This is a genomic window from Microbispora hainanensis, from assembly GCF_006874475.1.
In the GTDB taxonomy this organism is placed as follows: Bacteria; Actinomycetota; Actinomycetes; order Streptosporangiales; family Streptosporangiaceae; genus Microbispora; species Microbispora hainanensis.
On record NZ_VIRM01000022.1, the window covers coordinates 28,321 to 53,777 of the forward strand.

Genomic DNA, 25,457 nt, shown 5'->3' on the forward strand with positions numbered 1-25,457 from the left:
CCGTTTATTGGTAATTACATGGGCAGGTGACGATGAGGGCTGTCAGCCTGGCGATCGCGGGCGTCTCGGCCTTCTGCTTCGGGTTCTCCGGACCGATGGCGAAGATCCTCGGTGTGGCCGGGCTCGCGCCGCTGGAGGCCGTGTGGATCCGCATGGCGGGGGCCGGCGTGCTCCTGCTGGCGGTCCTGGCCGTCGTGAAGCCGCGCGCACTGCGCATCCCCCGCGACCGTCTGCTGTTCTTCGCGGCGTACGCCGTGATCGCCGTGGCGGCCGTGCAGGCCCTGTTTTTCGTGGCCATCACCCGGCTGCCGGTCGGCGTGGCGCTGCTGATCGAGTACACCTCGCCGGTGCTGGTGGTCCTGTGGGTGCGGTTCGTCCGGCGGCTGCGGCTGCCGCGCTCGGCCTACCTGGGGGCGCTGATCGCGGTCGTGGGGCTGGCGATCGTCGTGCAGGTCTGGGAGGGGCTGCGTCTCGACGCGCTCGGGCTGCTGCTCGCCCTGATCGCCGCCGCCTGTTGCGCCGGATATTTTCTGATGAGCGACTCGTTCGGCGACGACGTGGACACGCTGGGCCTGATCGGCTGGGGCATGCTGGGCTCGGCGGTGGTCCTGCTGCCCGTCTCCCGGCCCTGGAACATCGACTGGACGGCGTTCACCCGCGCCGCCGAGGTCTCCGGTCGCACGGTCCCCGTCGCCGCGGCCGCCGTGGTGCTGGTCGTGGTGGCCACGGTCGTCGCGTACGCGACCGGGATCACGGCCGTGCGGCGGCTGTCGGCCGCGGTCGGGTCGACGGTCGCCTCGGTGGAGGTCATCGCGGGGGCGCTGGTCGCCTGGGTGCTGCTCGGCGAGCGCCTGGGAGCCGCCCAGATCGCCGGAGGCGCCATCGTGCTCGCCGGGGCCCTGCTGGCCCAGACCGCGACCGTACGGCTCGGCTCCGAGCGCCACGCCGCCGAGGCCGTGGAGACCGTACGCGTCTGATCAGGCGCGAGGGGTGAGCCGCACGACGGTGGACCCCTCGGCCCAGCGGGTGGTCAGACCGGCGGCGTCGCGGGCGTTGAGGCGCTCCTTGGCCAGCGCGGCCACCGCCTCCGGGGCGGCCGCCTGGTCCACCACCTCGGCGACGGCCGGGAAACGAACGAGCTCGGCGCCGTTGTCCTTGCTGCGCAGGACCACCTCGATCTCGCCCCGCCCGGCGGCGAGCTCGGCCAGCCCGGGCAGCGACTGCTCCTCTCCGCCGCTCACCACGTAGATCGCGCCGTCGTGCCACGCGTGCCAGGCCAGCCGGACCCCGGACGGCAGGCCGAGCCACAGCACGCCGGACTTCTTCGCGCCCTCTTCGATCACCGGCAGCGCCATGCGTCCCAGCGTAATCACCAGAGCTGATCACCACGCTACGGTGTGCCCATGCGCGCTCGACGATCGTGCCTGGCGGTGCCGGGCAGCAACCCGCGATTCCTGGAGAAGGCCCAGGGCCTCGCCGCCGACGAGGTCTTCCTCGACCTGGAGGACTCGGTCGCCCCCGGGGCGAAGGACGAGGCGCGCCGCAACGTCGTCGCCGCCCTCAGGGAGGGCGACTGGGCGGGCAAGACCCTCGTCGTCCGGGTCAACGACCTCACCACCCACTGGACCTACCGGGACGTCATCGAGGTCGTCGAGGGCGCCGGAGACCGGCTCGACTGCCTCATGCTGCCGAAGGTCGCCGACGCCTCCCACGTGGCCTGGCTCGACACCCTCCTCGGCCAGATCGAGCGGGCCACCGGCCTGCCCGAGGGCGGCATCGGCATCGAGGCGCAGATCGAGGACGCCCGGGGCCTTGTCAACGCGGACGACATCGCCGCGTCCTCGCCCCGGCTGGAGACGCTGGTCTTCGGCCCGGCCGACTTCATGGCCTCGATCGGCATGCGGACTCTGGTCGTGGGCGAGCAGCCGCCCGGCTACGACGAGGGGGACGCCTACCACTACATCCTCATGCGCATCCTGATGGCCGCCCGCGCACACGGCCTCCAGGCGATCGACGGGCCATACCTGCAGATCCGCGACCTGGACGGCTTCCGCCGGGTCGCCAGACGGTCGGCCGCGCTGGGATTCGACGGCAAGTGGGTGCTCCATCCCACGCAGGTGGAGGCGGCCAACGAGGTGTTCTCGCCCTCGCAGGAGGACTACGACCACGCCGAGCTCATCCTCGACGCGTACGACTACTACACGACGGTCGAGAAGCGGGGCGCGGTCATGCTGGGGGACGAGATGATCGACGAGGCGTCGCGGAAGATGGCCCTCGTGGTGGCGGCCAAGGGCCGCGCCGCCGGCCTGTCCAGGTCGAGCTCCTTCACCCCGCCCAGCTGATCACCCGCGGCACGCGAAGAATGGACATATGAACGAACCACAGCCGGGCCCGGACCAGGCTCGCGGCCCGAACCAGCTGCCCGGTCCCTACCTGGCTCCCGGGCCGTACGCGGGCGGGGCCGCCTGGCCGGCCGGTCCGCCGCAGCCGCTGCCTCAGCCGCCGCCCCCCGTGGCGGGGCCGTATCCCGGCCCCTATCCGTGGGGACCGCCGCCGCGTGCCCGCTGGGACGTTCCGCCCCCGCCCGGCCTTCCTTATGACCGCCTGGCCCGTACGCCCCTGCACCGCTGGTGGCGGCCGATCGCCGGCACGGTGGCGATCATCGCGGCCTTCCTGGTGCTCTCGATCGTCGTCGGCCTGGTGGCCTTCGTGGTCTCGCTCGTCACGGGTGTGCCCATGGCGCGGACGGGGACCCGGCTGTTCGCCGACCCCGTCCTCGACCTCGGGTTCCAGCTGGGGGTCATCGCGCTGCTGCTGCCGCTGGTGCTCGGCGCGGCGTGGCTGTTCCAGCGACGACCGCCGGGATCGTTGTCGTCGGTGGCCCTGCGGCTGCGCTGGCGCTGGCTGGGGGCCTGCGTGCTGGTCGCGCTGGTGGCGGTCGTGCTCGGCCAGGCGGTCGAGGTGGGGATGCTGATGCTCGCCGGGATCGATCCCGGATTCAGCTGGGCGGGCTGGGACGAGTTCCTCCCCGCCATGATCGTGATCCTGCTGCTGGTGCCGTTCCAGTCGGCGGCGGAGGAGTACGCCTACCGCGGGTGGATCATCCAGGCGTTCGGGGCATACCTAAACACCCCATGGCCGGCGATCCTGGTGGGCGCGGCGGCCTTCGCCGCCTCGCACGGCTACACGGGCTGGGGGATCGTCTACGTCTTCGCGTTCGGCACGCTCATGGGGTGGCTGGCGGTCCGCACCGGCGGGCTGGAGGCGCCGATCGCCCTGCACGCGACCAACAACATCGTGGCGTTCGGAGTCGTCGCGGCCTCGGGGGACATGGGAAGCGCCCTCGAACAGGGCGAGGTGCCCTGGCAGTCGCTCATCGGATCGGCCGTCCAGTTCGCGGTTTTCGGCATCGGGGTGCTGATAATCGCCCGAAAGTGGGCAATTCAGACTGTCTCCCGATAAATCTCACTAGAGAGGTATGGCCCCCGCGCGCTTCCCGTGTTGCTCTGGATTCGTGTTGGGGTATCACTGTGATCGCTTTGCCGTACGACAGGTGGAACGGTCCGGATTGACCTCTCCGGGGAGGAGGTGCTGAGCGTGGCCTCAGGCCCCGACGAGCACGAGCGTGACCGCCGGCGCGACGCCGGCGAACCCTCCTCCCTGCCCCCGCCGGAGCTGCACCACCGGCCGCCCGTCCCGTCCCCGTGGGCGCTCCCGCCGTTCGGGGCCCCCATCCCCGACGACGCAGCCCCTGATGACGCCGCCCCTGATGACGCAGCCCCTGATGGCGCAGGCGGGCCGGCGGACGACGAGGACACCCGGCCGTATCGCAAGATCGACGATTCGGATTTACGCGACCCGGACTTATCCGGCGGCATCTGGGCTCCGCGCCCGGGATCGGACGCGGCCCACGGGCCCAGGGCGGGCCGCAATCCGTACGCGGCGCCGTACGGGACGGGGTCGCATGGGAAGGGGCCGCACGGGACGGGCGAACCGCGCCACAGCCGCTCCGGCGGCCGAAGACCCGGGGACCCCGGGAAGCCCGGCGAGCCCGGCGAGCCCGGCGACGCGGGCGCCCCCACGACCTGGCACGGCGAGGGTGCCAGGTCGGCGGGGGAGCCGGCACAAAACAGGGCCCAAGACTCCGCACAAAACAGGGCCCAAAACTCGGCCCAGAACGCCGCACAGGAATCGGCGCAGGAATCGGCGCAGGAGGAGGGCCCGCGTCGCCGGATCGTGAACCGGCCGGACAAGCTGGTCGCCTCCGGCCCGCCCCGGCCGCGGCGGGCCCAGATCCCCCGCGAGAACCCGGACGGGCCCGGCGCCCCCGAGCTCGACACCCCACCGTCCGGACCGCTGCGCGAGCACGTTCCCCCGGAACACGACCGCACAGAACACGACCGCACAGAACACGACCGCACGGAACCTGTGTGGACGCACACGCCGCCCGAGCCCGCTCCCCGGCACGGCCTGGGGAGGTCCGGCGGCATCCGCATGAGCCCCGAGATCCCGGTCGAGCCCGAGCACGACGGCCCGCCCGTCGAGCCACGCGTCGAGCCGGTCGAACCCGTCGAACGCGTCGAGCCGGTCGAGCGCATCGGTCGTCCGCCGGGAGGCCGCCCGGCCCGGTCCGACGTGCTCGTGGCCTCCGGCCCGCCCCGGCCGGGCGGCGGACGCCGTCACAGGCGGGTGCTGCCGGTCCGGCGTTTCCCTCCGCGCCTGCCCCGGATGGTCGCCCCGGCGGTGATCGCCCTGGTCCTCGTGGCGGCCGCCGTGCTGGGCGTGGCCGTCGTCAGGTGGGCCGGCGGCCCGTCCACGGCCGGGCTGCGCCTCGCCGCGGGTGACGGCCAGTCGGGCGACGCCGCGTTCTCGGCGCCCGGGCTGCCGGGCAACGGCTCCAGCCAGGTGCTCAACGCGTTCGCCGCGGCGGGGGCGACGGTGGTGGCGGCGGGCGGCGACACGACGAGCCCGCTCACCCGGCCGCTGTTCCTCGTGTCCGCCGACGGAGGCGCGCACTGGCAGACGGGCCGGGTCGCCGACGCCCCGGGCTACGAGTCGGCGCCCGGGGCGGTCGGCAGGGTCGCGGGCGGCGACGGGCGCTGGCTCGCCGTCGGCACCGACGCGCCCGGCTCGGCGGGCCCGGCCGCGCGCGGCATGTGGGTCTCCTCCGACGGCCGGTCCTGGACCGCGGTGGACCCCGCCCGGCTGACCGCGTTCTGGAGCCAGGACAGGATCACCGACGTGGCGCGGACCGCGACCGGCTTCCTCGCCGTGGGCGCCACGACCCTGCGGGACGGCACGGCGGGCCCGGTCGCCTGGGTGTCGCCCGACGGCGTCGGCTGGACGAGGGTGGACAGCGACCAGATCGGCACCCCGGACAAGATCAGGGCGATGCGGGCGGTGGCCGCCAGGGGCGACCGGGTGGTGGCGCTCGCCGATCCGGGCTCGGGCGACTCCGTCTCGGTCGTCCTGCGTTCCGACGACGGCGGCCGCACCTGGCTGCGTACGGCCGCGGCCCTGGCGGACGTACGGGCCGAACCCGGAGCGCTGGCCGTCACCAAGAAGGGCTTCGTGCTCGTGCCCACCCGGCAGAAGTCGGACGCCGGCGAGGTGCGGGTCTACTGCTCGCCGGAGGGCGCCGACTGGACCCAGTGCGGCGCGATAGGGCCGCTCGGCGCGGAGGGGACGGGCGTGCGGGGCCTGGCGGCGTCGGCGGCGGGCCTCGCGGCGGTGGCCGAGTCGGGCTGGGAGCGGTACGCCGTCTACACCAGCCAGGACGGGCGCACGTGGACCAGGAGCGCCGATCTCGGTGCGATCCCCGGGACGCTTCGCGGGCTGGCCGTCACCGACGCCGGGGTCCTCGTGGCGGGCGGCGACAAGCGCGGGCCCGGCGACGTGGAGAACCTCCCCGTGCTGATCACCGCGGGAAAGGGCGAGGCGGCGCGCACCGTGCCGCTCAAGGAGATCGCCGGGCTCAACCGGCTCGCCAGGGACACCGCGGACGTCGCGGCCTCCGGCGGCACGTTCGTGGCCGTGGGCGCGGCCAACGGCGACGCCGCGATCTGGACGAGCGGCAACAACGGAGCCAACTGGAAGGACGCGGTGTTCCCCGACCTGCTGGGCGGGCCGGGGCGCCAGGCGCTCACCGGCGTGGCGCACGGCCCCAAGGGGTGGCTCGCCGTCGGCAGCACGACGACCGACCCGGCGGTGACCCGGCCGCTGCTGGTCACGTCGGCCGACGGGAAGAGCTGGCGGCCCGGTCCCGCGATCGAGGTGCCCGCGGGCCACTTCCTGCTCGCGCCCGGCGTGGTGGCCGCCGGGCCGAAGGGCTACGTCCTGGCCGGAGAGGACAAATCCGCGACGGGGACGCTGCCCGCCCTGTGGTTCAGCCCCGACCTCAAGCGGTTCACCCGTTCCGCGCCGGGCAGCATGCCGGCCGGAGGGGCGGGCGTGCGCCTCTACGACGTCACGGCGACGCCCGGCGGGTTCGTGGCGGTCGGCGGGTCGGGCACGGCCGACCGCGAGACCGGGGTGGTCTGGGTCTCCTCCGACGGGGTCAACTGGAACGCCCGCGGCCGCGTGCTGCCGCCGGAGACCACCTCGGCCGGGCTGCGCCACGTGGTCGCGACCGAGGCCGGTGTGGTGGTCGTCGGCACCGCGATGACCGAGGACGGCCCCCGCCCGTTCTCCGCGCTGTCCACAGACGACGGCGCGAGCTGGGAGTACGGCATGCTGCCCGCCGACGCCGCCGCCTCGGTGCTCGACCTGACCACGACCGGGCGGGGACTCGTCGCCGTCGGCTCGCATCGGTCGCCCGAGGAGGGCGGCGAGACCGACAGCGCCGCGTGGGTGTCCGAGGACGGGGTGGAGTGGTCGCGGCGGACGCTCACCCAGGACGGCCTCGGCGGCCAGGGGGCGCAGTGGCTCGGGGCGGTGGCGGTCTCCGGCGACCGGGTGGTGGCCGTCGGCAGGTCGGCCGGCCACGCCGACGACCACCTGACGATCTGGCGCAGCACGGTCACGGAGCACTGATCCCGGAGACGATCCCCCATTCGGCGAGGGCGTCGGCGAGGCCGTCGGTCAGCGGGAGCCGCGCGAGGTCGGCCGGCGCCCACCAGCGGGCGTCGGCGGCGTCGTCCCCGGCGACCGGCACGCCGGAGGCGGTCGCCACGTAGTCGTGGATCTCGTAGGTCGCGCCGCCGGGGGCGGGCCGCAGCACGGTCCCCGCGAGCCGTACGACGGTGACGTCGAGGCCGGTCTCCTCGCGCAGCTCGCGGCGCAGGGCCTGCTCGTCGGTCTCGCCGGGCTCGACCCTGCCGCCCGGCAGCGACCACAGCCCCTCGCCGGGAGGGCGTCCCCGCCGCACCAGCAGCAGCCGCCCTTCGGGGTCGGTGACGATCGCGCCCACACATCTGATGCACCGCACATCACCAAGATTACGACTAGATAACGGGCAGACTCTTGACGTACGGACATGACGGAAGCACCGTGAATATTTGTGAGAACCGCGCCAACATGTCCGCGGTGCTTCGGGCCGCTACACGAACCGAACGTCTGGTCGAGTTCCTGGCGATGCGCCGCTCACGGGGACGTCCTGCCCTTCCAGCCGCCCCGGCGGCCCTCTCAGGCCGCTCTGGAGGCCCTGTGCGAGGCGGCGCGGGTGCCCGTCTGGCTCCCGTGGCCGCTGCCCTCCGGATGGCTGGTGACCGGCTTCGCCGAGGTGGGTGACGAACGCACCGGCGTGAGGGCGAGCGTCGTCGCCCTCTCGGGCCCCTCGGTCACCCAGGGCCCCGCCGACATGCTGCTCATCGCCGAGGAGCCCGGCATCGGCCTCGGGGCCGCGTACGCCGGGCTGCCGGGCCCGGATCCCGGTGCCGGCTTCGACGCCGACCCCCCGCACGCCAAGATCGACGCACGCGGCCATCCGACGGCGCTGTGGTGCGCGGGGCGGGGAGTGCCGGAGGACCGGGCCGTCTATGTGGGCGAGGCCCTCGGCAACTGGCTGTGGACGGTCGCCTGGCCGGCCGAGGCCGGCTGCTTCATCGCCCTGGCCAACCTGTCACTGCGTGACCTGCGGGACCAGGACCAGGCGCTCGACCTGCCCTTCGGCGCCTTCTCGCCGCGTCTCGACGGGGATGTCTGAACGGCGGGCTGGATCCGCGAGAAATAGTAAGGTTCTGAGCCGTGACAGCGCGCATCGAACGAGTGGTGACCTCGGGCCTCGTGGACATCGAGGGTGACGAGCACAAGGTCGAGAACAACACCTGGATCGTGGGCGACGACGACGAGGTGATCGTCATCGACCCGGCGCGAGACGCCGACAAGATCCTGGAGAAGGTCGGCGACCGCGAGGTCCTCGCCGTCATCTGCACCCACGGCCTGCCCGACCACGTGGGCGCCGCGATCGAGGTGGCGGCCAGGGACGAGGCCGTGATCGCCGTCCACCCCAAGGACAAGCGCCTGTGGCGGCAGACCTGGGAGGAGACCTGGCCCGACATCGACATGGAGGACGAGGGCCTGTTCTCCGTGGCCGACGTCGAGCTGGAGGTGCTCTCCACGCCGGGCGTCACGCCGGGCGGCGTCTCGCTCTACTGCGAGGGCCTCGGCGCGGTCTTCACCGGCAAGACCCTGCTCATGGACGGGCCCGGCAGGCTCGGCGGGGAATACCCCGCGCTCGCCGACCAGCTCACCTCGATCGGCGAGCGGCTGTTCACGCTGCCCCACGAGACGAGGGTGCTGCCCGCGCACGGCGAGGAGGGCAGGATCGGCGACCTGGAGCCCGAGTTCGACCGCTGGCTGTCGGGGTCGCTGACCGGCGCCCAGGAGACCGAGGCGGCGCCGCCGCCGCTCGCGGACGGCACCGCGGCGTCCGGCATCAAGCTGAACCTGGACGAGTAGGGCCGTGGAGCAGCTCGGCCTCGACGGCATGCCGAGGCGGCTCTACACCTGCACGCCGTCGCGCCTGAACACCTGGCTCGACTGCCGGCGTCGCTATCGCTTCACCTATCTCGACCGGCCCGCTCCACAGAAGGGGCCCCCGTGGGCGCACAACAGCGTGGGGGCCTCCGTCCACAACGCGCTGGCCGCGTGGTGGCGGGAGCCGTACGACCGGCGTACGCCGGTCATGGCGGCCGTGCTGCTCACCAACGGCTGGATCCGCGAGGGGTTCAGGGACGAGGAGCAGTCGGCCGCGTGGCGGGACCGGGCCCGCTCGATGGTCTCCTCCTACGTCGCCACGCTCGACCCCGGCGACGAGCCGGTGGGCGTCGAGCGCACGGTCGCCACGCGTACGTCGGTCATCGCCGTCTCGGGCCGGGTGGACCGGCTCGACCGGCGCGGGGACGAGCTTGTCGTGGTCGACTACAAGACCGGTCGCCGTCCGCCGACCTCCGACGACGCCCGTTCGTCGATCGCGCTGGCCGTCTACGCGATCGCGTCGTCCCGCATGATGCGCCGCGCCTGTCACCGGGTGGAGTTACACCACCTGCCCACCGGGACGGTCGCCGAGTGGGAGCACACCGACGAGTCGCTCGCCCGTCACCTGCGCCGCGCCGAGGACATCGCGACGGAGGCGGCCGACGCCGACGATGCCTACCGCGAGTGGGCCGGACGCGACAGGAAGCGCGACAGGAAGGGCGTGCCGGCCCCACGGCGGGAGGCCGGCCCCGGGGCGGTCACGGGAACGGCCTCGGGAACGGACAAGGGCATGGGCACGGGCATGGGCGCGGGAATGGGCGCGGGAATGGGCACCGTGCCGCCCGAGATCGACCGGCTGTTCCCGCCCGAGCCGGGCCCCATCTGCTCCTGGTGCGACTTCCGCCGCCACTGCCCCGAGGGACGGGCGGCCTCCCCGGACCGGCTCCCCTGGGACGGCCTGGCGGAGACGCCGGTCAGCCCGTCGCCGGGTCTGGACGGCGGCGAGGATCGACCAGCGCCCTGAGGCCGCTGCCGACGTCATATCCGGCGGCGCCCAGGCGTTCGCGGGAGGCCCGCAGCATCGCCCTGGTGCCCTCGTCCAGCACCTGCTGATGCACGGAGTCGGGGATCGTGTTCATGGCCAGCCGGAAGGCCCGCAACGCCGCCGTGACGGCGATCTGGGGCACCTCGGGCAGCGCGCCGTACAGGCGGCGGGCCCAGCCGGGCAGCGTGTAGTAGCACAGCGCGCCGAACGGGAAGTAGACCGGCTTGGCCGGGGACAGGAAGCGCATGCTCTCCGGCAGGCGCGGCCAGAGCAGGAACCGCACGGCGGCGGCCGATTCGGGGATGACCCGCAGGACCGGACGCATCCGGGCGAAGTAGTCGTTCATCTCGGCGACGGTGCCGGGCACGTCGTCGGCGTGGAGCCCGACGTACGTGGCGCTGCGCCGTTGCTCCGCGAGGTACTGGTCGGCCTGCCGGTCACTGATCGGGACGCCCGCGCGGCGGACGACCTCCAGGTAGGACATCACCTCGGCGCAGTGGACCCACAGCAGCAGCTCGGGGTCGTCCACCCGGTGGCTCCTGCCCGTGTCGGGGTCGCGGATGCGCAGGGTCCGGTGGATCGCGCGCACCCGCCTGCCGATCTCCTCGGCCTCCTCGGGGCTGCCGTACGTCACGCGGCCCACGAAGTCGGCCGTACGCCGCAGCCGTCCGAAGGGGTCGTCGCGGAAGTTGGAGTTCTGCCACACGCCCCGCATCGCCAGCGGATGCAGGGCCTGCAGCATCAGGCCGCGCACGCCCGCCACCCACATGGTGCGGTCGACGTGGACCAGCCACGTCGCCGATTCCGGGGGCTGGGCGGTCAGGCCGCTGGCCGGGGGCATGGCGGCCGGGTCATCCGTGCTGGTGCTGGAGCAGCCGGCTCTCCGCCGCGTTCCAGAACCGGGTCAGGGCCGCCGCGGTGGTCTCGGGGGCCTCGACGGCCGGCGAATGGAGGGCCCCGGGCACCACGACGCACTCCGCGTCGAGCCTGCGGGCCATCTCCGCCTGCAGCACCGGCGGCCAGCCGTCGTCGTGCTCGCCGTACAGGACCAGGAGGTCGAGATCGCACTCGGCCAGCTCCGCGCAGCGGTCGGGGGCGCCGAGCACCTCGTGCGCCATCGCCACGAGACCCGTGGGGTGGTTGGAGAGCAGCCGCTTGCGCAGGAACGCGACGATGTCGTCGGGGACGCCCGCCGCCAGCGCCTCGGGCTCCAGCCGGTTCGACCACATGTATTCCAGGCCGTACTCCGGAAGCTCGGCCAGCAGGACGCGCCCCATCCGCTCGCGCGGCCCGACGATGCCCCCGGGCCCGGAGCTCATGAGCGTGAGCGAGGCGAGCTTGGCGCCGTTCAGCGCCGTCTCGCGGGCGACCAGCCCGCCGAAGGAGTGGCCGAGCAGGTGGACGGGCTCGCCCTGGCCGACCACCGCGGCGAGCGCGTCGATGTCCGCGCCGAGGGCCGCGCACGAGTACGCCGCCGGATCGTCCGGGCCCGGCGTCTCGTACTGCCCGCGCATGTCGACCGCGATCACCTTGCGACCGGCCTGCGCGAGCGTCTGCAGCACGGCGATGAAGTCCTCCTTCGACCCCGTGTAGCCGGGGACGAGAAGGGCGGGCCAGCGCTCGGGGACACCGCTGACCGGAAGCGCTTCGAGCACCGCGAACGAACCGAGCGGCGTCTCGATCTGCTCACTGCTGACACCTGGAGGAAGCGTCAGGAACCGTGGCGTGCTCACGAGGCCTCCTTCACCTCACCCCGGATCCCGGGAACCGATGGGCCGGACCGGACCCACGTCCTGGACCGTCTGCTGAAGGCTCGCTCACTCACGTGGCATCACGATACCCAGGGAAGATCCCAGCGACACTACCGAAGCAACTATGAGGGTTTCGGACGGTCATTGCGCATGCCTCCTGTCCAGGTCATACCCACTGCGGGCGAAGCGGCCCTCAAAGAACTGGGGCAGGGAGAGCGCCGGTTGTCCGGTGCTCTCCCTGCCCCAGCGGTCGTGCTCATCGCCGAGCGGGCCTGTGCCGGCCCCTCACCCCGTACGGCGGGGCCGTGGCCGGGGCGGGCGGCGCCGCTGCTGGGCGCGCTCGGTCGCGGCGGACGGCGCGGGATCGTCGTCATCGGTCGCGAGGTCGGGAGACTTGAACACGATCATGAACGGGCTGGCCGGGATGATCCGTTCGGGCTCCGGCTTCGGAGCCGGCCGCTGCTCGGCGGGCTCGTCGGCGATTTCGCTGACAGGTGCTGCCACCGTCGGCTCCGCCTCCACCGGGAGCGCCTGCTCGGCGCCGTCGGCGGCGCGGCTCCTGCGGCGGCGGGCCGGGCGCTCCTCCACCTGCTCCTCGGCCACGGGCGCGGGCGCCGGGTCGGCGGCGCGGGTCCTGCGGCGGGTGGTCCTGCGCGGGGCCGCCTCCGGCTCGGGTCCGGCTCCGCTCTCGGTGGGGGCCTCCGCGTCGCTCACCGGGTCGCTCACCGGGTCGCTCACCGCGTCGCTCACCGGGTCGCGTGCCGGGTCGCGTGCCGGGTCGAGTACGGGATCGTCCGCAGGGGACGCCACGGCCGCGACGTCGGCCAGCGCGCCGCTCAGGGCCGCCGTGTTCGCGCCCCTGCGCCCACGACGCTTCGGCGCGGCCTCGGCGGCGGCGTCCACAGTGGCGTCGACAGTGGCGTCCACAGTGGCCTCCATGGTGACCTCAGCAGGTGCCTCCACGGTGACCTCGGCAGGGGTCTCCGCGAGAGCCTCCGCGAGAGCCTCCACCGGCGCCTCGGTCTCCGAGGGGATGGCGGCGTCCTGGAGGCGGCCCCCGCGGGTCCGCCGCCGCTCGCGGGTGCGGGCGGGGCGTTCACGCCGCTCTTCGGCGCTGTCGCGGGCACTGTCGCGGGCACTGTCGCGGGCACTGTCACGGGCGCTGTCACGGGCGCTGTCGCGGCGGGACTTGCCGCGGGAGCGGGTGCGCCCGGTCTCCCCGAGGTCCTCGATCTCCTCGGCCTCCAGGCCGGCCCGGGAGCGCTGGGCGCGCGGGAGCACGCCCTTGGTCCCCTCGGGGATGTCGAGGTCGGCGTACAGGTGCGGGGAGCTCGAATAGGTCTCGACGGGGTCGGTGAAGTCGAGCGAGAGGGCGCTGTTGATGACCTTCCAGCGGGCCAGCTCGGTCCACTCGACGAAGGTCACCGCGACGCCCGTGCGGCCCGCCCGGCCCGTGCGGCCGATCCGGTGGACGTAGGTCTTCTCGTCCTGCGGGCAGTCGTAGTTGACGACGTGGGTGACGTCGTCGATGTCGATGCCGCGCGCCGCGACGTCGGTCGCCACCAGCACGTTGATCTTGCCGTTGCGGAACGCCCGCAGCGCCTGCTCGCGCTGGCCCTGGCCGAGGTCGCCGTGGACGGCCGCCACCGCGAAGCCCTTGTCCCTGAGCTGCTCGGCGACCATGTCACAGGCCCGCTTGGTCTCGCAGAAGACCATCGTGAGCCCGGCGCCCCTGCTCTGCAGCAGGCGGGACACGATCTCGATCTTGTCCATGCGGTGCGTGCGATAGACGTGCTGCGTCGTCAGCGTGGTCGTCTCGGCCTCGGCCGTGCCGCTCTCCGCCCTGACCCGGGTGGGCCGGGTGAGGTAGCGGCGGGACAGGTTGACGATCTCGCCGGGCATGGTGGCGGAGAACAGCATGGTCTGCCGCTTCTCCGGCACCAGCTTGATGATCCGCTCGATGTCCGGAAGGAAGCCGAGGTCCAGCATGCGGTCGGCCTCGTCGAGGACGAGCATGGTGATCTGGCCGAGGTCGAGGTGCTTCTGCTTGACCAGGTCGAGCAGCCGCCCGGGCGTGCCGACGATCACGTCGACGCCGTTCTTGAGCGCCTCGATCTGCGGCTCGTACGCGCGCCCGCCATAGACGGTGAGGATGCGCGACCCCAGCTTCCCGGCGGCGAGGACCAGGTCCTCGGTCACCTGGAGGGCCAGCTCACGGGTCGGGACGAGGACGAGACCGCGGGGCTTCTTGCGGTTCTTCCTCGGCTTGCCGACGAGCTGGAGCATGGCGACGCCGAAGGCATAGGTCTTGCCGGTGCCCGTGCGCGCCTGTCCGATGACGTCCTGGCCGGCCAGCGCCAGCGGGAGCGCCATCTCCTGAATCGGGAATGGTGAAGTGATGCCCTCGGTCTCGAGCGCATCGGCGATCTCCGGGATGACTCCCAGGTCTCGGAACGTCGTTGTCAGCGTGGCCTGCCTCAATCAGTGCGAAGGCGACCCTCCGGGACAGCCGACCGGCAGAGCCTCCCCGGTCCGGGTCCTCGCGGACGGTCACGCCCTCGTCGTGAATCAGCGACCGCGGCATCCAGTGGTTCCTGGGGTCCGGGGATTGGCCCCGGATCGACACAGAGATCGGCACGGTGACTTCACAGTCCCGATCCACACAGTGCGGTCGCACTTCCACGAAGCAGTCTACTCGATACCACAACACGGAACCGATTTCTGCGTCTTCTCGCTAAAAGCTCTTGCTGAGCCGGTCACGGGCGAGGGCTCCGGCGGGAAAGCCGCGGAGCCGTACGCTGCACCCATGAGTGATTCCTCTCCCGGGATTGTGGACCTGCTCGGCGTCCTCGCGTACGCCGAGCTCACCGCCTTCCTCCGGCTGGCCGAGGACGCCGCCCTGCTGGCTCCGACGCTGAACGACAGGGCCGCCCTCGGGGACGTGGCCGCGACCGAGTACGGGCACTTCCGGGTGCTGCGGGACCGGCTGGCCTCGCTCGGCGTCGATCCGGAGGAGGCCATGGCCCCCTTCGTGGAGGCGATCGACGCCTGGCACGCCCAGACCAGGCCGAAGGACTGGTACGAGGCGCTGATCAAGGCGTACGTCGGCGTGGGGATCGCGGGCGACTTCTACCGCGAGGCGGCGCGGCACACCACTCCCTCGATCAGCGCCCTGGTCGACGAGGTGCTGGCCGACGAGAGCCGCGCGGAGTTCGCGGTGGAGCGGGTGCGCGCCGCGCTGGAGGCCGACCCGCGGCTGTGCGGCCGCCTCGCGCTGTGGGCGCGCCGCATGGTCGGCGAGGCGCTGAGCCAGGGCCAGCGGCTCGCCGCCGCCCGGCCGCAGCTCGCCGCGCTGCTGGTGGGCGAGGAGGGGGAGAACCTGGCGGAGATCGGGCGGATGTTCGCCAGGCTGACCGAGGAGCACGGCAAGCGGATGGCCGCGCTCGGCCTCACCCCCGGGCCGTGATCTTGATGGGTTCGCGCGGGGGTCGCCGGTGCGGGGCTTCGTGCCCGCGATCCCCCTGACCTGGCCGGAATCCCGAAACGGCGGCGATCGGCAGGGCGGGGAGCCCGTCGCGGGCATCGGCCGGTCCGGCGTTCATGGGTCGCGCACGTGCCAAACGGATGTACGGTGCGAGCATGAGGGCCTCGCGCCGCTACGGCACTTCCTTGACGAGATGTGGGCCGAACCCCTGGACTCCGCGTGCGGTGTTGCGGAGAGGAAGCGCGGGCTGTCCGACGATCAGCGGGAGGCGGGATCCCCATCATGCGGATCTGACTCGCCGTCCCCGCGGATGCGGTTACGGACGCTCCTGACCCCGCAGGCACCCGATCCCGAGTGGAATCATCGTCGGCCGCAGGGACGGCGCGCGGGGTAAGCGCGCGCCGTCCCGGCAGGCCGGCGGTGATAACGGAGGCGCCTAGAGCGTTCCGCCGAAGCCGACGGGACGCGATTCGTCCTCGCCGATCTCGACGAAGCCGAGCGAGGCCACGGGGACGACCACACGGCGGCCCGTGGTGTCGGTGAGAGAGAAGATGCCCTTTTCGGAGGCGAGCGCCTTGCGGAGTTCCTCCTCTATCTGCTCGGCCGACAGGTCGGTCTCCACGACGAGCTCACGGTGCACCGACTGCACGCCGATCTTTATTTCCATCGGGCTCCCCTTTCACGAGGGCTGGTCCCTACCCATCGTCGCCGCCTCAGGGAACGACCGGCTCCGTGATCGCGCGAAGCGAACATGATTCCGTCAGCCGGTGCGCGGGAAACCGCTGATCCCGCGCCAGGCGAGGCGCGCCATCAGCTGGGTCGCCGCCTCCTTGGGGATCGAGCCGTGGCTGCTCAGCCAGTAGCGCGCGCTCACCTCGGCCATGCCGACCAGGCCGACGCCGAGCAGGTGCGCCTCGTCGCTGGAGCAGCCGGTGTCCTCCTGGATCACCCGGCTGATCGCCTCGGCGCTCTCGTGCAGCGAACGCTCCATCCGCTGCCGTACGGGCGCGACGTTCCGCAGGTCGGATTCGAAGACGAGCCGGAACGCCTCGCCCTGGCTGGAGACGAAGTCGAAGAAGGCGCCGATGGCGGCCTGCACCCGCTGCTTGTTGTCGGTGGTGGACTCGAGCGCCTGACGGCACCGGCTCACCATGTCGTCGACGTGCAGGTCGAGCAGCGCGAGGTACAGCTCCAGCTTGCCCGGGAAGTGCTGGTAGAGCACCGGCTTGCTCACACCGGCCCGCTCGGCGATCTCGTCCATCGCCGCCGCGTGGTAGCCGTTCTCCACGAACACTTCCTGCGCCGCGCTCAGCAACTGGCGGCGGCGGGCCATCCGGGGTAGCCGGGTGCCCCGGGGCTTGGCGTCCGGGGTAGCGGTCACGGCAGTCTCCTTGCAAGATGCGCATCGGGGGCTCCCGCCCCGCGGCCTCATCCTACGTGTCGGTAAATCGGATCAGCGATAGTCGTCGTCGTCGAGGTCGACCGTACGCTCCTGCTCGGCCACGTCGGCCGGGTCGGCGTCGAACGGGACGTGCTCGGGCCAGCGCCTGTCTTCGACCACCTTGACGAGCTGGTGCTGCTCGACCGCGTCGGCCTCCGGCGCCTCGATCGAGATCTCCTCGGCCGTATCGTCGAGGGGGTCCATCTCAGGCATCTGCTTGTCCTTCCGTTCGACGGTCGGCTGCGACAGGTCCACACTACGGCCAGGGCGGCGGCGCAACTACGCGGTGAGGGGTGCGAACAGGTCGCCGTGTTTCTCCACGCGCTTCAGCACGTCGGGCGCGGTGAACACCAGCAGGTCGGGGCTGTCGCACGCCTCGACCTCCTCCCACAGCAGGGGCGTGGACACGGTCGGCCGCCTGGCGGCGCGCAGCGAGTAGGGCGCGATCGTCGTCTTGGCCGGGTTGTTCTGGCTCCAGTCGATGAAAACCTTGCCCGGCCGCTCCTTCTTCGCCATCACGCTCGTCACGAACGGATGCTCGGCCTGCATCCGGCGCGCGAGCGCCTTGGCGTAGCCGGAGGTGTCCGGGCCCCGGTCCCAGGGGACGTAGAGCTGCATGCCCTTCTGGCCGCTGGTCTTGGGGAAGCTCTCCAGGCCGTCGCCGGCCAGGGCCCGCCGCAGCAGGACGGCGACCCGGCAGCAGTCGACGATCGTGGCGGGGGCGCCGGGGTCGAGGTCGAAGACGAGCGTGTCGGGCGGCTGCGGCTTGCCGTCCTTGTCCACCCGCCACATCGGCACGTGTATCTCCAGGGCGGCCAGGTTGGCGTAGTAGACCAGGGTCGGCAGGTCGTCCACGACCGCGAACTCGATCTCCTCGCGGTTCTTCGTGCTGCCCGGCGCGGGCAGGGTCACCGTACGGACCCAGTCGGGCGTGTGCTCGGGGGCGTTCTTCTCGAAGAAGAACTGGCCGTCGACGCCGTTCGGATAACGCTTGACGGTGAGTGGGCGCCCCTTGAGGTGCGGCAGCAGGACCGGTGCGATCCGGGTGTAGTAGTCGATCACCTCGGCCTTGGTGAACGCGGCGTCGGGATAGAGGATTTTGTCCAGGTTGGTCAGGACAAGCAGGCGGCCCTCCACGTTCACCCGCACCTTCTCCGTCATCGCAGCTCCTCCCGCCGCACCTCCGCGGGGATCTTGTCGGTGCGCAGGCCCCGCCAGACGGGGTTGCGCAGCCGGCCGTCACGGGTCCACATGGTGAACGCCACCTCGCCGGCCAGTTCGGGCCTGACCCACCGGGCGTTCCGGGAGATCTCCCTCGGAAGCCCGTCAGAGAAGGGGCTCTGCCCGATCTCGAGCGGCTCAATCAGGCGGAGGAGGTCGCCGAGCATCGCGTCGGTGAACCCGGTGCCCACGTGGCCGACGAAGAGGAACTCGGCCGGCGAGGACCCGGCGTACACGCCGAGCAGGAGCGAGCCGACGCCGCCCGCACGGCGGCCCTTGCCCGGGCGCCAGCCGCCGACGACCACCTCGGCGGTGCGCAGGTTCTTGACCTTGATCCACCACTCCGCCCTGCGCCCCGGCCGATAGGGGGAGTCGAGGCGCTTGGCGACCACGCCCTCCAGCCCCTGCCGCCTGGTCGCCTCCAGCACCGCCGGTTCGCAGGGGAGGTAGGGCGGCGCGCCCAGGCCGAGCGAGTCGAGCAGCGCCCGCCGGTCCAGGTAGGGCAGGTCGAGCAGCGTGTGCCCGTCGAGATGGAGCAGGTCGAAGGGCAGATAGGAGACCGGCAGCCGGCCGAGCAGGTGGGCCCCGGCCGGATCGGTGACGTGCATGCGTCTTTGCAGCCGGGAGAAGCTGGGCCGGCCCTCGGAGTCGAAGGCCACCACCTCGCCGTCGACGACCGCCCTGCGCCCGGCGAGCGGGGCCATGGCGGCGGAGATCTCGGGATATCGGGAGGTGAAGTCGGCGCCGTGCCGCCCGCTGACCCGCACGCCGCCGTCGACGTACGCGAGCGCGCGGATGCCGTCCCACTTCACCTCCAGCGCGTACGCACCGGGGTCGGAGGGGATTTCTCCTGGGATGGCAAGCATCGGCTCGATCGGATACGGCACCGCCATAGTGGGTACCTGCCCATGAGGTAACTCCCTTGAATCCCACCATAGCGTCGTTCGAACACAGAGACGAGAATGTGGCCATGCGCAGCATCTGGAAAGGCGCGATCTCGTTCGGTCTTGTCACCATCCCGGTGAAGCTCTACTCCGCGACCGAACAGAAGGACGTCACGTTCCACCAGGTGCACCGCAAGGACGGCGGAAGGATCAAATACAAGAGGGTCTGCTCGATCGACGGCGAGGAGGTGCCCTACTCGGACATCGCGAAGGGGTACGAGCTCCCGACCGGCGAGATGGTGGTGCTGACCGAAGAGGACTTCGCCGGCCTGCCGTTGACCACCTCCCGTAGGATCGACGTGCTGCAGTTCACCCCCGCCGACCAGATCGACCCCATCTACTTCGCCAAGTCCTACTACCTGGAGCCGGAAGGGCAGGGCGCCAAGCCGTACGTGCTGTTGCGGGACGCCCTGGAGCGGTCGGGCCAGGTGGCGGTCGTGAAGGTCGCGCTGCGGCAGCGCGAGTCGCTGGCCGCCCTCCGCGTCCGCGACGGCGTCTTCGTGCTGGAGACCATGCTCTGGCCCGACGAGATCCGCAAGCCCGACTTCGCGTTCCTGGAGGAGGACATCGACGTACGGCCCCAGGAACTGAAGATGGCCGAGTCCTTGATCGAGACGATGGTGGCGGACTTCGATCCCACCGAATACAAGGACGCCTACCGGGAGGCGCTGCAGGAGGTCATCGAGGCCAAGGTGGCGGGCAAGGAAATCGTCGCCCCCGAGGCCCCGGCCGAACCCGGGCCGGCCGTCGACCTCATGGCCGCGCTGCGGGCCAGTGTGGAGGCGGCCAAGCGGGAGCGCCAGGGTGCCGCCCAGGCCAAGCCGACCGGCAGAGCCGCCAAGGCCAAGGCCGCGTCGGACGGCGCGGATGAGGAGGAGAAGGTGCCCAAGAAGCGGAAGACCCGCCGCTCCGCCTGAGCGGTCCCGCTGTCGGGTTCTGTCGGTTCTGCTCGGAGGGCCCCGGCGGGCGGTTTCCGCCGGGGCTTTCTTCACGGTACGGAAGTGGGCGATCCGTACAGGGCCGCGAGCTCTCGGCCGCCCGTTCACCGCCGCCCGATCGCCACGAAGGTGGCGGAGGCGTGATCAGGGCGGGCCCGGACACCGCGGCGTCGCGCCGACGGCCCCGTACGAGTGGGTGTCACCCGTCAGTGTCAGTCGTCGTCGTCGCCGTCGATCTCGATGACGGCGTCACCGGATGCGAAGGCCACGTTCTTCCGGTTGACCTTCTTCTCCTTTTCGTACTTGAAGAAGCGGAAGTCGTTGCGGTTGACCGCCGTGTTACGGCAGCCGCGTCCGTGACGCCCGCAGTGGCCCTTGCCGTGGCCCCAGTTGCTGCTGATCGTCGGGGTGCCGGAGGTCGACGCGTGAGCGGTGGTGGTGCTCAGGGCGAGCGCGCCGCCGGCCATTACGGTGCTGACGGCCAGACCGGTGATGACGTTGCGGAATTTGGGCATTGAGGTCCTCCTCGAAGGATGGAGTGCCCGAGTGCGACATTCCCGGTGACTGTCGGAAATGTCAGGCGATGTCCTGTATGTCCGGTCATCGCCCGTGGCGTCTTAATTGCCGATGTGGCCTAGCGGCAAACTGAGCCGGTGGGAATTTGAGCCCGCGTTGTGGCGCGCCGTCCCAGGTTAGGGGACCGCTGACCTGATCGACGTTCAGGTCTGACGTGTCCGTGCGGCATCAGGGGTAGGGCAGGTGGCGGTTCCCCGCCGTGGTGTTCCTCAATCCCACGTTCTCGTTCGCTTCGGCCCGTGAATCCCGGTCGCCCGGGACGGCACATGAGGCGGTGGCGGGTCGGGATCCGTGGGGGCTGGGCGGGGGGATGAGCGGGGTTCTGCGGCGGGGGATCGGTGGGGGATGAGCGGGGTTCGGCGGTGCCGGGGAGTGGTGGGGGGATCTGCGCGGGATCTGTGGGGGAAAAGGTCAGGGCTCCGGCGAGGATCTCGCCGGAGCCCTTGTGTCATGCCATCTGGTGGAAGGTGCTTCCAGGCTCCCCGGCGCTCGGCGTGGAGATGCACTGGACGCACCCGGCTGCACTTACCCGCGCCGTCGCCCCCGGCAGCTGGCGGAGAGGCACTCGTGGGCGGGACCGCCCACCGGCTCCTGTCACCCGACCGGATAGCGCGGTGTCGCGCGAGGCGTCACGCCATCGGATCAGGCGTGGTCGCCGTTGTTGTTGTTCTCGTTGTTGTGCTCGCGGTCGTTGCGGTTCCACCAGTCGTTGTTGTTGTGGTCCCACCAGTTCTGGTCGGCGTACCAGTTGTTGTTGAGCCAGTTGAATGCGCGGTCGTCCTTCTCCTGGAAGCCGAACGCGACATCCTTGGCGACGAGGCCGAAGGCGTCGTGCCCCGACTTGTCGTCCTTGTAGAAGTTCTGGCCCCACCAGTTGTTGGTGTCCCACCAGTTGTTCTGGTTGCGGTCGTTGATGTTGTGGTTGCGGTCGTTGCGCTCCTGCGTGGTGTTCGGGGTGAACGTCTGCGGGAAGAAGCCGTCACCCTTCTTGTTGTCCTGGGCGATGCCGCCCGTGCTGTCGTCGACGCCGTTGGCCGCGCCCTCCTTGGCGACGGGGCGGTCGCTCTTCTTGAAGAAGAAGGGGTTGTCGTCGGCGCTGGCGGCCGTGGCGCCCATGGCGACGGCTCCGCCGACGACCGCGGTGCTGAGCGCGAGCCCTGCGAAGATCTTCTTGAGCTTGGGCATTATTGTTCCTCCCTGACAGGATTCGATTTCGAATTGCCCTGCGTCTATCGGCATTTCCCGTCCGCCTGCAGTGGGCGGGAATTCCTTCGTGGCTCTTATTGAGCCTTGCTTCCGACGCTAGTGGTGATTTCCTGCCGGGCGGTCCGACAAACTGACGCCTGCTGCTTTTAGTTAATGATTAGCTGCGTATAGGATTGATTCGATGGATAATGCGCCTTATGTAGGGATAGGTACGATTTGCACCCCTGGTGTGGAGCTCGCGCCGACGAGGGTTCCGGGAGCGGCCGCGAATCGTGCTCCGGGAAAGGCCGCCGCTGAGGGGAGCGCCGGAGGAGAGCACAGAGGAGAGCGCTGAGGGAGAGCACGGAGGGAGAGCACGGAGGGAGAGCACGGAGGAAGGGCACGGACGAAGGGCGCTGAGGGAAGGCGCGGGGGTGAGCGCGGGCGGAGGGCATGGGCGGGGGCGCGGGGAGAGCGCGGGCGGAGGGCATGCGCGGGGGCGCGGGGAGAGCGCGGTGGCGATGCTGCGGGCGTAGAAAAGAGCAGGGCTCCGGCGGAACCTTCCCGCCGGAGCCCTTGGTTGTAACTGTAGGAGGATTGACGGCCGTTCCCGTTCAGGCCGCCGTCGCTCGGTGAGCGAGCGGCCGGCCGTTCGGAGAACGTGTCTCTGCACTCAACGGCGCCAGTCCGTGTGCCGGAGTCGGATGCCCCATGAGAGGTTCTCCGGATCCGTCACCTGGTCGGAACGGCGCGATCGTCTCGCAGGAGCCGCTGGACCTGCCTTCTCAGTTCACCCGGTCGTTGTTGTTGTGGTTCCACCAGTTGTCGTCGTTGTTGTTCCACCAGTTGTTGTTGTTCCACCAGTTGTTGTTGAACCAGGTGTTGTCCTTGTTCGTCTTGTCCTGGAAGCCGATCGCAACGTCCTTCGCCACGAGCCCGAAGCCGGAGAAGTCGTCGCGCCGGTCGGCGAACGCCCCCTGGTTCCAGAAGCTCTGGTTGTCCCACCAGTTGCTGTTGTCGCCCTGGTTGAAGTTCTGGTTGCGGTCGTTCCGTTCGAAGTTGTCGTTGTTGTTGTTCGGACTGACGAAGACAGGGAAGCCGTTCCCCAGATCACCGTTGTCGCCGACGCCCCTGTTGCCCTGGGCGATGCCGCCCGTGCTGTCGTCGACACCGTTGGCCAGGCCGCCCCGGGCGATGGGGCGGTCGACGTCGCCGGTCCTGGTCGCGGCGCCGGCGGCACCGGCGGCCAGAGCGAGCGCACCGCCGACAGCGGTGGTGCTGAGCGCGAGACCAGCGATGATCTTGTGGAGCTTGGACATGCGTTGTCCCCCTTGACAGGATTCAGTGTCCCTGAATTTGTTTTAGGGCATTTCTCTTGATTAGGAGAGATGTCCTTCGGGCTCTTAATTGAGCCCTAACTTCCTGTGCTGTCATGATTTCCAGCGTGCTGGCCCCACAAACGGCCATCTAAGCCTTTTGATCACTAGTTAGAATCTTATGAACTGACTTAGATAAATTAAGAGGGAAATGTCTCGATTGACCGATTTTGCGAGGGCGTTCACCGTCGCCGGAGCTCGGCTCGGAGAGGGAAGCGGTGATGGCCGGCCCGAGCGCTGCTGCCGGGCCCGGGCGCTGCTGTCCGGCCCGAGCGCTGGTGGCCGGCATGAGTGCCTGTGGCGGTGTGGGCGTCGTCCGCGGTATGCCGCCGCTGTAGGACTGTGGCCGTCCAGGCCGGCCGCGAGAGGCGACGGGAGGGCCTCTGGCTGCCCATGAGGTGGCTGCCCGGATGGAGCAGGCCGGAGGTGGCTGCCAGGGAAGGCGGCCGTCCGGAATCGTTCGCGAATCTGTGGCCTCGGGCTCCTGGGCCCGTGGTGCGGGGACGCGTGGTGCGGGGAAAAGGTCAGGGCTCCGGCGAGAGTCTCGCCGGAGCCCTTGTCTCTGCTCCATCGAACGGCCGTTCCCGGAGCGGGGAGTGCTCACGGAGCTTTCGACGCCACGGGAACGTGACTGCGCCTAGGGCGCCGTTCTCCTGTCAAGGCTGTGGAGGACGGTGCGGCCGGCCGTTCACGTCACCCCTTCACCTGCCGGGATTCCGAACGGCGCGGTCGTCTCGCGGACCGTTGCCGGCCCCCCGCCTCGTCAGTTGCAGAAGTTGTTGTTGTTGTTGCACCAGTTGTTGTTCTGGTTGTTGTTGAACCAGGAGTTGTTGTTGAACCAGCTGTTGTTGAAGAAGTTGCTGTCACGGTTGGTGCTGTCGCTGAAGGCGATCGTGGCGCAGGGGCCGACGATCGCGAAGTTGGAGTCGCTGTCGAGGTTGTCGCTGAACGCGCTCTGGTTGTTGAAGTTCTGGTTGTTCCAGAAGTTGTTGTTCTGGTTGTTGCACCAGTTGTTGTTCTGGTTGTTGCACCAGTTGTTGTTGTTGTTGCAGTTGAAGGGAACGAAGGTGTTGTTGTTGCAGGGCATGCCGCCGAGACCGAAGCAGTCTCCGGTGCCGGCGCTCGCGGCTGTGGCGCTCATGGCGATCGCGCCACCGGCGATCGCGGTGCCCAGGGCGAGTCCGGCGAGAACGTTCTTGAACGTAGGCATTGCTGTCCCCCTTGAAAGAATTGGAAATCCCCGCATCCTTCGATATTTCTCGCTGGTGATTCGAGAGAAATATCTCTATGGCCCCCGTGGGCCGGGTTCCTGCGATACGTTGATGTCCGGCAGCATCGCCCGACAAACACGCCTCTATGGCTTTTGATCAGCTATTAGCAGGCTATGGAACGAATTGGAGACAAAAGGGGCGACTTGTCCCACAATGTCCGATTTCAATGTCGGGGCGCCGTGCGTGCGGAAGCGGTGGCGGGGGCGCGGTGGCAGGACGGTGGGAGTGGCGGGGAGGGACGCGCGGTCTCGCATGGCGCGTTCGAGGGGACGGCATGTCGACAGGCGCTTCGGCGGGCGCTTCGAGGAGCGTTTCGAGAGGGCATGGAGTGAGCCGGCAGGAGGGACGGCCCCAGCGGTCATGCCCCAGAGACTGGCGGATCCGGTTGAGAACGCGTCCGCGGGCGGCCGAGGAAGGCCGGCCCCGATGACCAACCGGGAAGCGGGGGGAGACGGCGAGTGCCCGTGCTCGCGAGAGGGCGTGACTCCACGCCTCGGCGAGCACGGGCACATTCATCCACATTCATCCGGCACCCGGGCCGGCGGCCCAGGGCTCAGCGTGACCGCTCAGCGTTACCGTTCAGTGTGGCCGGTCGGCGCGGCCACGGGATGGACGCTGAGAATCAGGGGATGGGCGTGAGCGACGGCTCAGTCCACTGATGCGGCGCGTGCTTCCGCTTGCCATCGTCCTTCTGGATGTCGGCGTCGACGTCGAGGTCGACATCCTTGGTCTTGGCCTCAGGGTTGACCTGGGTGGCCGTGTTCGTGCGCGGCTCGGCCTGCGAGTCCTGGTCCTGCCACGGCCGGTTGTGCAGCTGGTTGTAGTCGCTCGTGTTCGTGTACGGGACCGTGGAGTTCTGCGAGTACTGCGAGTTGTAAGGAACCGCGGCCGAGCCGTTCGACGACTTCTGGAACGGCGTCAGAACGAGCGTGAAGTCACGCAGCAGGAACTGGCTCTGGTTCTCCGACTGACGCAGGTGCTGCCACTCGTGGTTCTTGTTCTTGTTCTTATTCTTGTTCTTGTTCTTGCCCTTCTGCCCCTGGCGCTGCTTGTTGGTGTTGTAGTTGCGGTTGTAGCTGGGCCGGACGTAGCGGACACCGCCGGACGGAGCCGGGACGTACCCGCCCATGACAGTGGTGGCGCTGGCCGTGCCGGCGGTGACGCCACCGAGCACGATGGCCGCGCCGCTCAGCGCGGTGCCGAGGGCGAGGGCCCCGGCGATGTTCTTCAACACGGACATCTGGGTGTTTCTCCTCTGAATATCGCAACCCCGGCCCGGCCCCGTGAGGGACCAGGGCGGGTGGTAGTG

At 70.6% G+C, this 25,457-nt stretch carries 24 protein-coding genes; 9 read left to right on the forward strand and 15 right to left on the reverse strand.

Going from position 1 to position 25,457, the window contains the following annotated elements:
- Positions 1-32: 32 nt before the first annotated feature.
- A complete protein-coding gene (locus FLX08_RS19000; protein ID WP_142620214.1) occupies positions 33-977 on the forward strand; it encodes an EamA family transporter in 945 nt (314 codons plus the stop codon).
- Here the strand turns inward: FLX08_RS19000 and FLX08_RS19005 are convergent, their stop codons facing one another.
- Positions 978-1,355: a hypothetical protein gene (locus FLX08_RS19005; RefSeq protein ID WP_244312743.1), complete on the reverse strand. Its 378-nt coding sequence runs from the start codon at positions 1,353-1,355 to the stop codon at positions 978-980.
- A 48-nt stretch (positions 1,356-1,403) separates the two neighbouring features.
- On the opposite strand from FLX08_RS19005, the gene FLX08_RS19010 reads away from it, so the two are divergent.
- From FLX08_RS19010 to FLX08_RS19020, 3 genes are all read left to right on the forward strand, one after another.
- Positions 1,404-2,342 carry an HpcH/HpaI aldolase/citrate lyase family protein gene (locus FLX08_RS19010; RefSeq protein WP_142620215.1) on the forward strand — a complete coding sequence of 313 codons (939 nt, stop codon included), beginning with the start codon at positions 1,404-1,406 and terminating at the stop codon, positions 2,340-2,342.
- A 28-nt stretch (positions 2,343-2,370) separates the two neighbouring features.
- The gene (locus FLX08_RS19015; protein WP_142620216.1) at positions 2,371-3,462 is read left to right on the forward strand and encodes a CPBP family intramembrane glutamic endopeptidase; all 1,092 of its coding nucleotides are present in this window, start codon (positions 2,371-2,373) and stop codon (positions 3,460-3,462) included.
- A 774-nt stretch (positions 3,463-4,236) separates the two neighbouring features.
- Positions 4,237-7,032, forward strand: coding sequence for a sialidase family protein (locus FLX08_RS19020; RefSeq protein WP_142620217.1), 2,796 nt, complete (start codon positions 4,237-4,239; stop codon positions 7,030-7,032).
- Here FLX08_RS19020 and FLX08_RS19025 read toward each other — a convergent pair.
- Positions 7,019-7,426, reverse strand: a complete 408-nt coding sequence (locus FLX08_RS19025) for an NUDIX hydrolase (RefSeq protein WP_142620218.1) — start codon at positions 7,424-7,426, stop codon at positions 7,019-7,021. The two genes, FLX08_RS19020 and FLX08_RS19025, sit on opposite strands and share 14 nt — an antisense overlap.
- Positions 7,427-7,498: 72 nt before the next feature.
- Between FLX08_RS19025 and FLX08_RS19030 the strand changes: the two genes are divergently transcribed.
- Genes FLX08_RS19030 through FLX08_RS19040 form a run of 3 tightly spaced genes read left to right on the forward strand, consistent with a single transcriptional unit; the run spans position 7,499 to position 9,940 of the window.
- Positions 7,499-8,143, forward strand: a complete 645-nt coding sequence (locus FLX08_RS19030) for a DUF6758 family protein (RefSeq protein WP_142620219.1) — start codon at positions 7,499-7,501, stop codon at positions 8,141-8,143.
- A 41-nt stretch (positions 8,144-8,184) separates the two neighbouring features.
- Positions 8,185-8,898 carry an MBL fold metallo-hydrolase gene (locus tag FLX08_RS19035; protein ID WP_142620220.1) on the forward strand — a complete coding sequence of 238 codons (714 nt, stop codon included), beginning with the start codon at positions 8,185-8,187 and terminating at the stop codon, positions 8,896-8,898.
- A 4-nt stretch (positions 8,899-8,902) separates the two neighbouring features.
- Entirely contained in the window at positions 8,903-9,940 is a 1,038-nt protein-coding gene (locus tag FLX08_RS19040; protein ID WP_142620221.1) for a RecB family exonuclease, read from the forward strand.
- Here the strand turns inward: FLX08_RS19040 and FLX08_RS19045 are convergent.
- The 3 genes from FLX08_RS19045 to FLX08_RS19055 form a co-directional block, all read right to left on the reverse strand.
- Complete coding sequence (locus tag FLX08_RS19045) at positions 9,891-10,802, reverse strand: oxygenase MpaB family protein (RefSeq protein ID WP_142620222.1); 912 nt, start codon at positions 10,800-10,802, stop codon at positions 9,891-9,893. The genes FLX08_RS19040 and FLX08_RS19045 overlap by 50 nt on opposite strands.
- 10 nt (positions 10,803-10,812) lie before the next feature.
- Positions 10,813-11,694 carry an alpha/beta fold hydrolase gene (locus FLX08_RS19050; RefSeq protein WP_142620223.1) on the reverse strand — a complete coding sequence of 294 codons (882 nt, stop codon included), beginning with the start codon at positions 11,692-11,694 and terminating at the stop codon, positions 10,813-10,815.
- A 303-nt stretch (positions 11,695-11,997) separates the two neighbouring features.
- Positions 11,998-14,085: a DEAD/DEAH box helicase gene (locus FLX08_RS19055; protein WP_244312744.1), complete on the reverse strand. Its 2,088-nt coding sequence runs from the start codon at positions 14,083-14,085 to the stop codon at positions 11,998-12,000.
- Between the two features lie 433 nt (positions 14,086-14,518).
- On the opposite strand from FLX08_RS19055, the gene FLX08_RS19060 reads away from it, so the two are divergent.
- On the forward strand, positions 14,519-15,178 hold the full coding sequence (locus FLX08_RS19060) for a ferritin-like fold-containing protein (protein ID WP_142620225.1): 660 nt from the start codon (positions 14,519-14,521) through the stop codon (positions 15,176-15,178).
- Positions 15,179-15,632: 454 nt separating this feature from the next.
- On the opposite strand, the gene FLX08_RS19065 is transcribed toward FLX08_RS19060, so the two are convergent.
- The 5 genes from FLX08_RS19065 to ligD (FLX08_RS19085) all read right to left on the reverse strand — a co-directional run bounded on the left by FLX08_RS19065 (position 15,633) and on the right by ligD (FLX08_RS19085) (position 18,724).
- Positions 15,633-15,863, reverse strand: a complete 231-nt coding sequence (locus tag FLX08_RS19065) for a DUF3107 domain-containing protein (RefSeq protein WP_142620226.1) — start codon at positions 15,861-15,863, stop codon at positions 15,633-15,635.
- A gap of 93 nt (positions 15,864-15,956) precedes the next feature.
- Positions 15,957-16,577 (reverse strand): TetR/AcrR family transcriptional regulator, encoded by a 621-nt coding sequence (locus FLX08_RS19070; protein WP_142620227.1) that lies wholly within the window; start codon positions 16,575-16,577, stop codon positions 15,957-15,959.
- Between the two features lie 72 nt (positions 16,578-16,649).
- Entirely contained in the window at positions 16,650-16,850 is a 201-nt protein-coding gene (locus FLX08_RS19075; protein WP_142620228.1) for a hypothetical protein, read from the reverse strand.
- 66 nt (positions 16,851-16,916) lie between these two features.
- Positions 16,917-17,798 (reverse strand): non-homologous end-joining DNA ligase, encoded by an 882-nt coding sequence (ligD, locus tag FLX08_RS19080; RefSeq protein ID WP_142620229.1) that lies wholly within the window; start codon positions 17,796-17,798, stop codon positions 16,917-16,919.
- On the reverse strand, positions 17,795-18,724 hold the full coding sequence (ligD, locus tag FLX08_RS19085) for a non-homologous end-joining DNA ligase (protein ID WP_244312745.1): 930 nt from the start codon (positions 18,722-18,724) through the stop codon (positions 17,795-17,797). Before ligD (FLX08_RS19085) ends, ligD (FLX08_RS19080) begins: the two co-directional genes overlap by 4 nt.
- Before the next feature lie 104 nt (positions 18,725-18,828).
- Between ligD (FLX08_RS19085) and ku the strand changes: the two genes are divergently transcribed.
- On the forward strand, positions 18,829-19,719 hold the full coding sequence (gene ku, locus FLX08_RS19090) for a non-homologous end joining protein Ku (protein WP_142620231.1): 891 nt from the start codon (positions 18,829-18,831) through the stop codon (positions 19,717-19,719).
- 233 nt (positions 19,720-19,952) lie between these two features.
- On the opposite strand, the gene FLX08_RS19095 is transcribed toward ku, so the two are convergent.
- From FLX08_RS19095 to FLX08_RS19115, 5 genes are all read right to left on the reverse strand, one after another.
- Positions 19,953-20,255 (reverse strand): hypothetical protein, encoded by a 303-nt coding sequence (locus FLX08_RS19095; protein WP_142620232.1) that lies wholly within the window; start codon positions 20,253-20,255, stop codon positions 19,953-19,955.
- A gap of 703 nt (positions 20,256-20,958) precedes the next feature.
- Complete coding sequence (locus tag FLX08_RS19100; protein ID WP_142620233.1) at positions 20,959-21,501, reverse strand: hypothetical protein; 543 nt, start codon at positions 21,499-21,501, stop codon at positions 20,959-20,961.
- Between the two features lie 785 nt (positions 21,502-22,286).
- Positions 22,287-22,820: a hypothetical protein gene (locus FLX08_RS19105; protein WP_142620234.1), complete on the reverse strand. Its 534-nt coding sequence runs from the start codon at positions 22,818-22,820 to the stop codon at positions 22,287-22,289.
- 820 nt (positions 22,821-23,640) lie between these two features.
- Positions 23,641-24,087: a hypothetical protein gene (locus FLX08_RS19110; protein WP_142620235.1), complete on the reverse strand. Its 447-nt coding sequence runs from the start codon at positions 24,085-24,087 to the stop codon at positions 23,641-23,643.
- Between the two features lie 683 nt (positions 24,088-24,770).
- On the reverse strand, positions 24,771-25,388 hold the full coding sequence (locus FLX08_RS19115) for a hypothetical protein (RefSeq protein ID WP_142620236.1): 618 nt from the start codon (positions 25,386-25,388) through the stop codon (positions 24,771-24,773).
- Positions 25,389-25,457: the final 69 nt, after the last annotated feature.

Coding starts and splice junctions, on each gene's coding strand:
- FLX08_RS19075 (WP_142620228.1), bottom strand. CDS start 16,850: ATGCCTGAGATGGACCCCCTCGACGATACGGCCGAGGAGATCTCGATC.
- FLX08_RS19115 (WP_142620236.1), bottom strand. CDS start 25,388: ATGTCCGTGTTGAAGAACATCGCCGGGGCCCTCGCCCTCGGCACCGCG.
- ku (WP_142620231.1), top strand. CDS start 18,829: ATGCGCAGCATCTGGAAAGGCGCGATCTCGTTCGGTCTTGTCACCATC.
- FLX08_RS19010 (WP_142620215.1), top strand. CDS start 1,404: ATGCGCGCTCGACGATCGTGCCTGGCGGTGCCGGGCAGCAACCCGCGA.
- ligD (WP_244312745.1), bottom strand. CDS start 18,724: ATGCTTGCCATCCCAGGAGAAATCCCCTCCGACCCCGGTGCGTACGCG.
- FLX08_RS19055 (WP_244312744.1), bottom strand. CDS start 14,085: ATGGCGCTCCCGCTGGCGCTGGCCGGCCAGGACGTCATCGGACAGGCG.
- FLX08_RS19005 (WP_244312743.1), bottom strand. CDS start 1,355: ATGGCGCTGCCGGTGATCGAAGAGGGCGCGAAGAAGTCCGGCGTGCTG.
- FLX08_RS19000 (WP_142620214.1), top strand. CDS start 33: ATGAGGGCTGTCAGCCTGGCGATCGCGGGCGTCTCGGCCTTCTGCTTC.
- FLX08_RS19045 (WP_142620222.1), bottom strand. CDS start 10,802: ATGCCCCCGGCCAGCGGCCTGACCGCCCAGCCCCCGGAATCGGCGACG.
- FLX08_RS19100 (WP_142620233.1), bottom strand. CDS start 21,501: ATGCCCAAGCTCAAGAAGATCTTCGCAGGGCTCGCGCTCAGCACCGCG.
- FLX08_RS19065 (WP_142620226.1), bottom strand. CDS start 15,863: ATGGAAATAAAGATCGGCGTGCAGTCGGTGCACCGTGAGCTCGTCGTG.
- FLX08_RS19015 (WP_142620216.1), top strand. CDS start 2,371: ATGAACGAACCACAGCCGGGCCCGGACCAGGCTCGCGGCCCGAACCAG.
- ligD (WP_142620229.1), bottom strand. CDS start 17,798: ATGACGGAGAAGGTGCGGGTGAACGTGGAGGGCCGCCTGCTTGTCCTG.
- FLX08_RS19110 (WP_142620235.1), bottom strand. CDS start 24,087: ATGCCTACGTTCAAGAACGTTCTCGCCGGACTCGCCCTGGGCACCGCG.
- FLX08_RS19105 (WP_142620234.1), bottom strand. CDS start 22,820: ATGTCCAAGCTCCACAAGATCATCGCTGGTCTCGCGCTCAGCACCACC.
- FLX08_RS19060 (WP_142620225.1), top strand. CDS start 14,519: ATGAGTGATTCCTCTCCCGGGATTGTGGACCTGCTCGGCGTCCTCGCG.
- FLX08_RS19095 (WP_142620232.1), bottom strand. CDS start 20,255: ATGCCCAAATTCCGCAACGTCATCACCGGTCTGGCCGTCAGCACCGTA.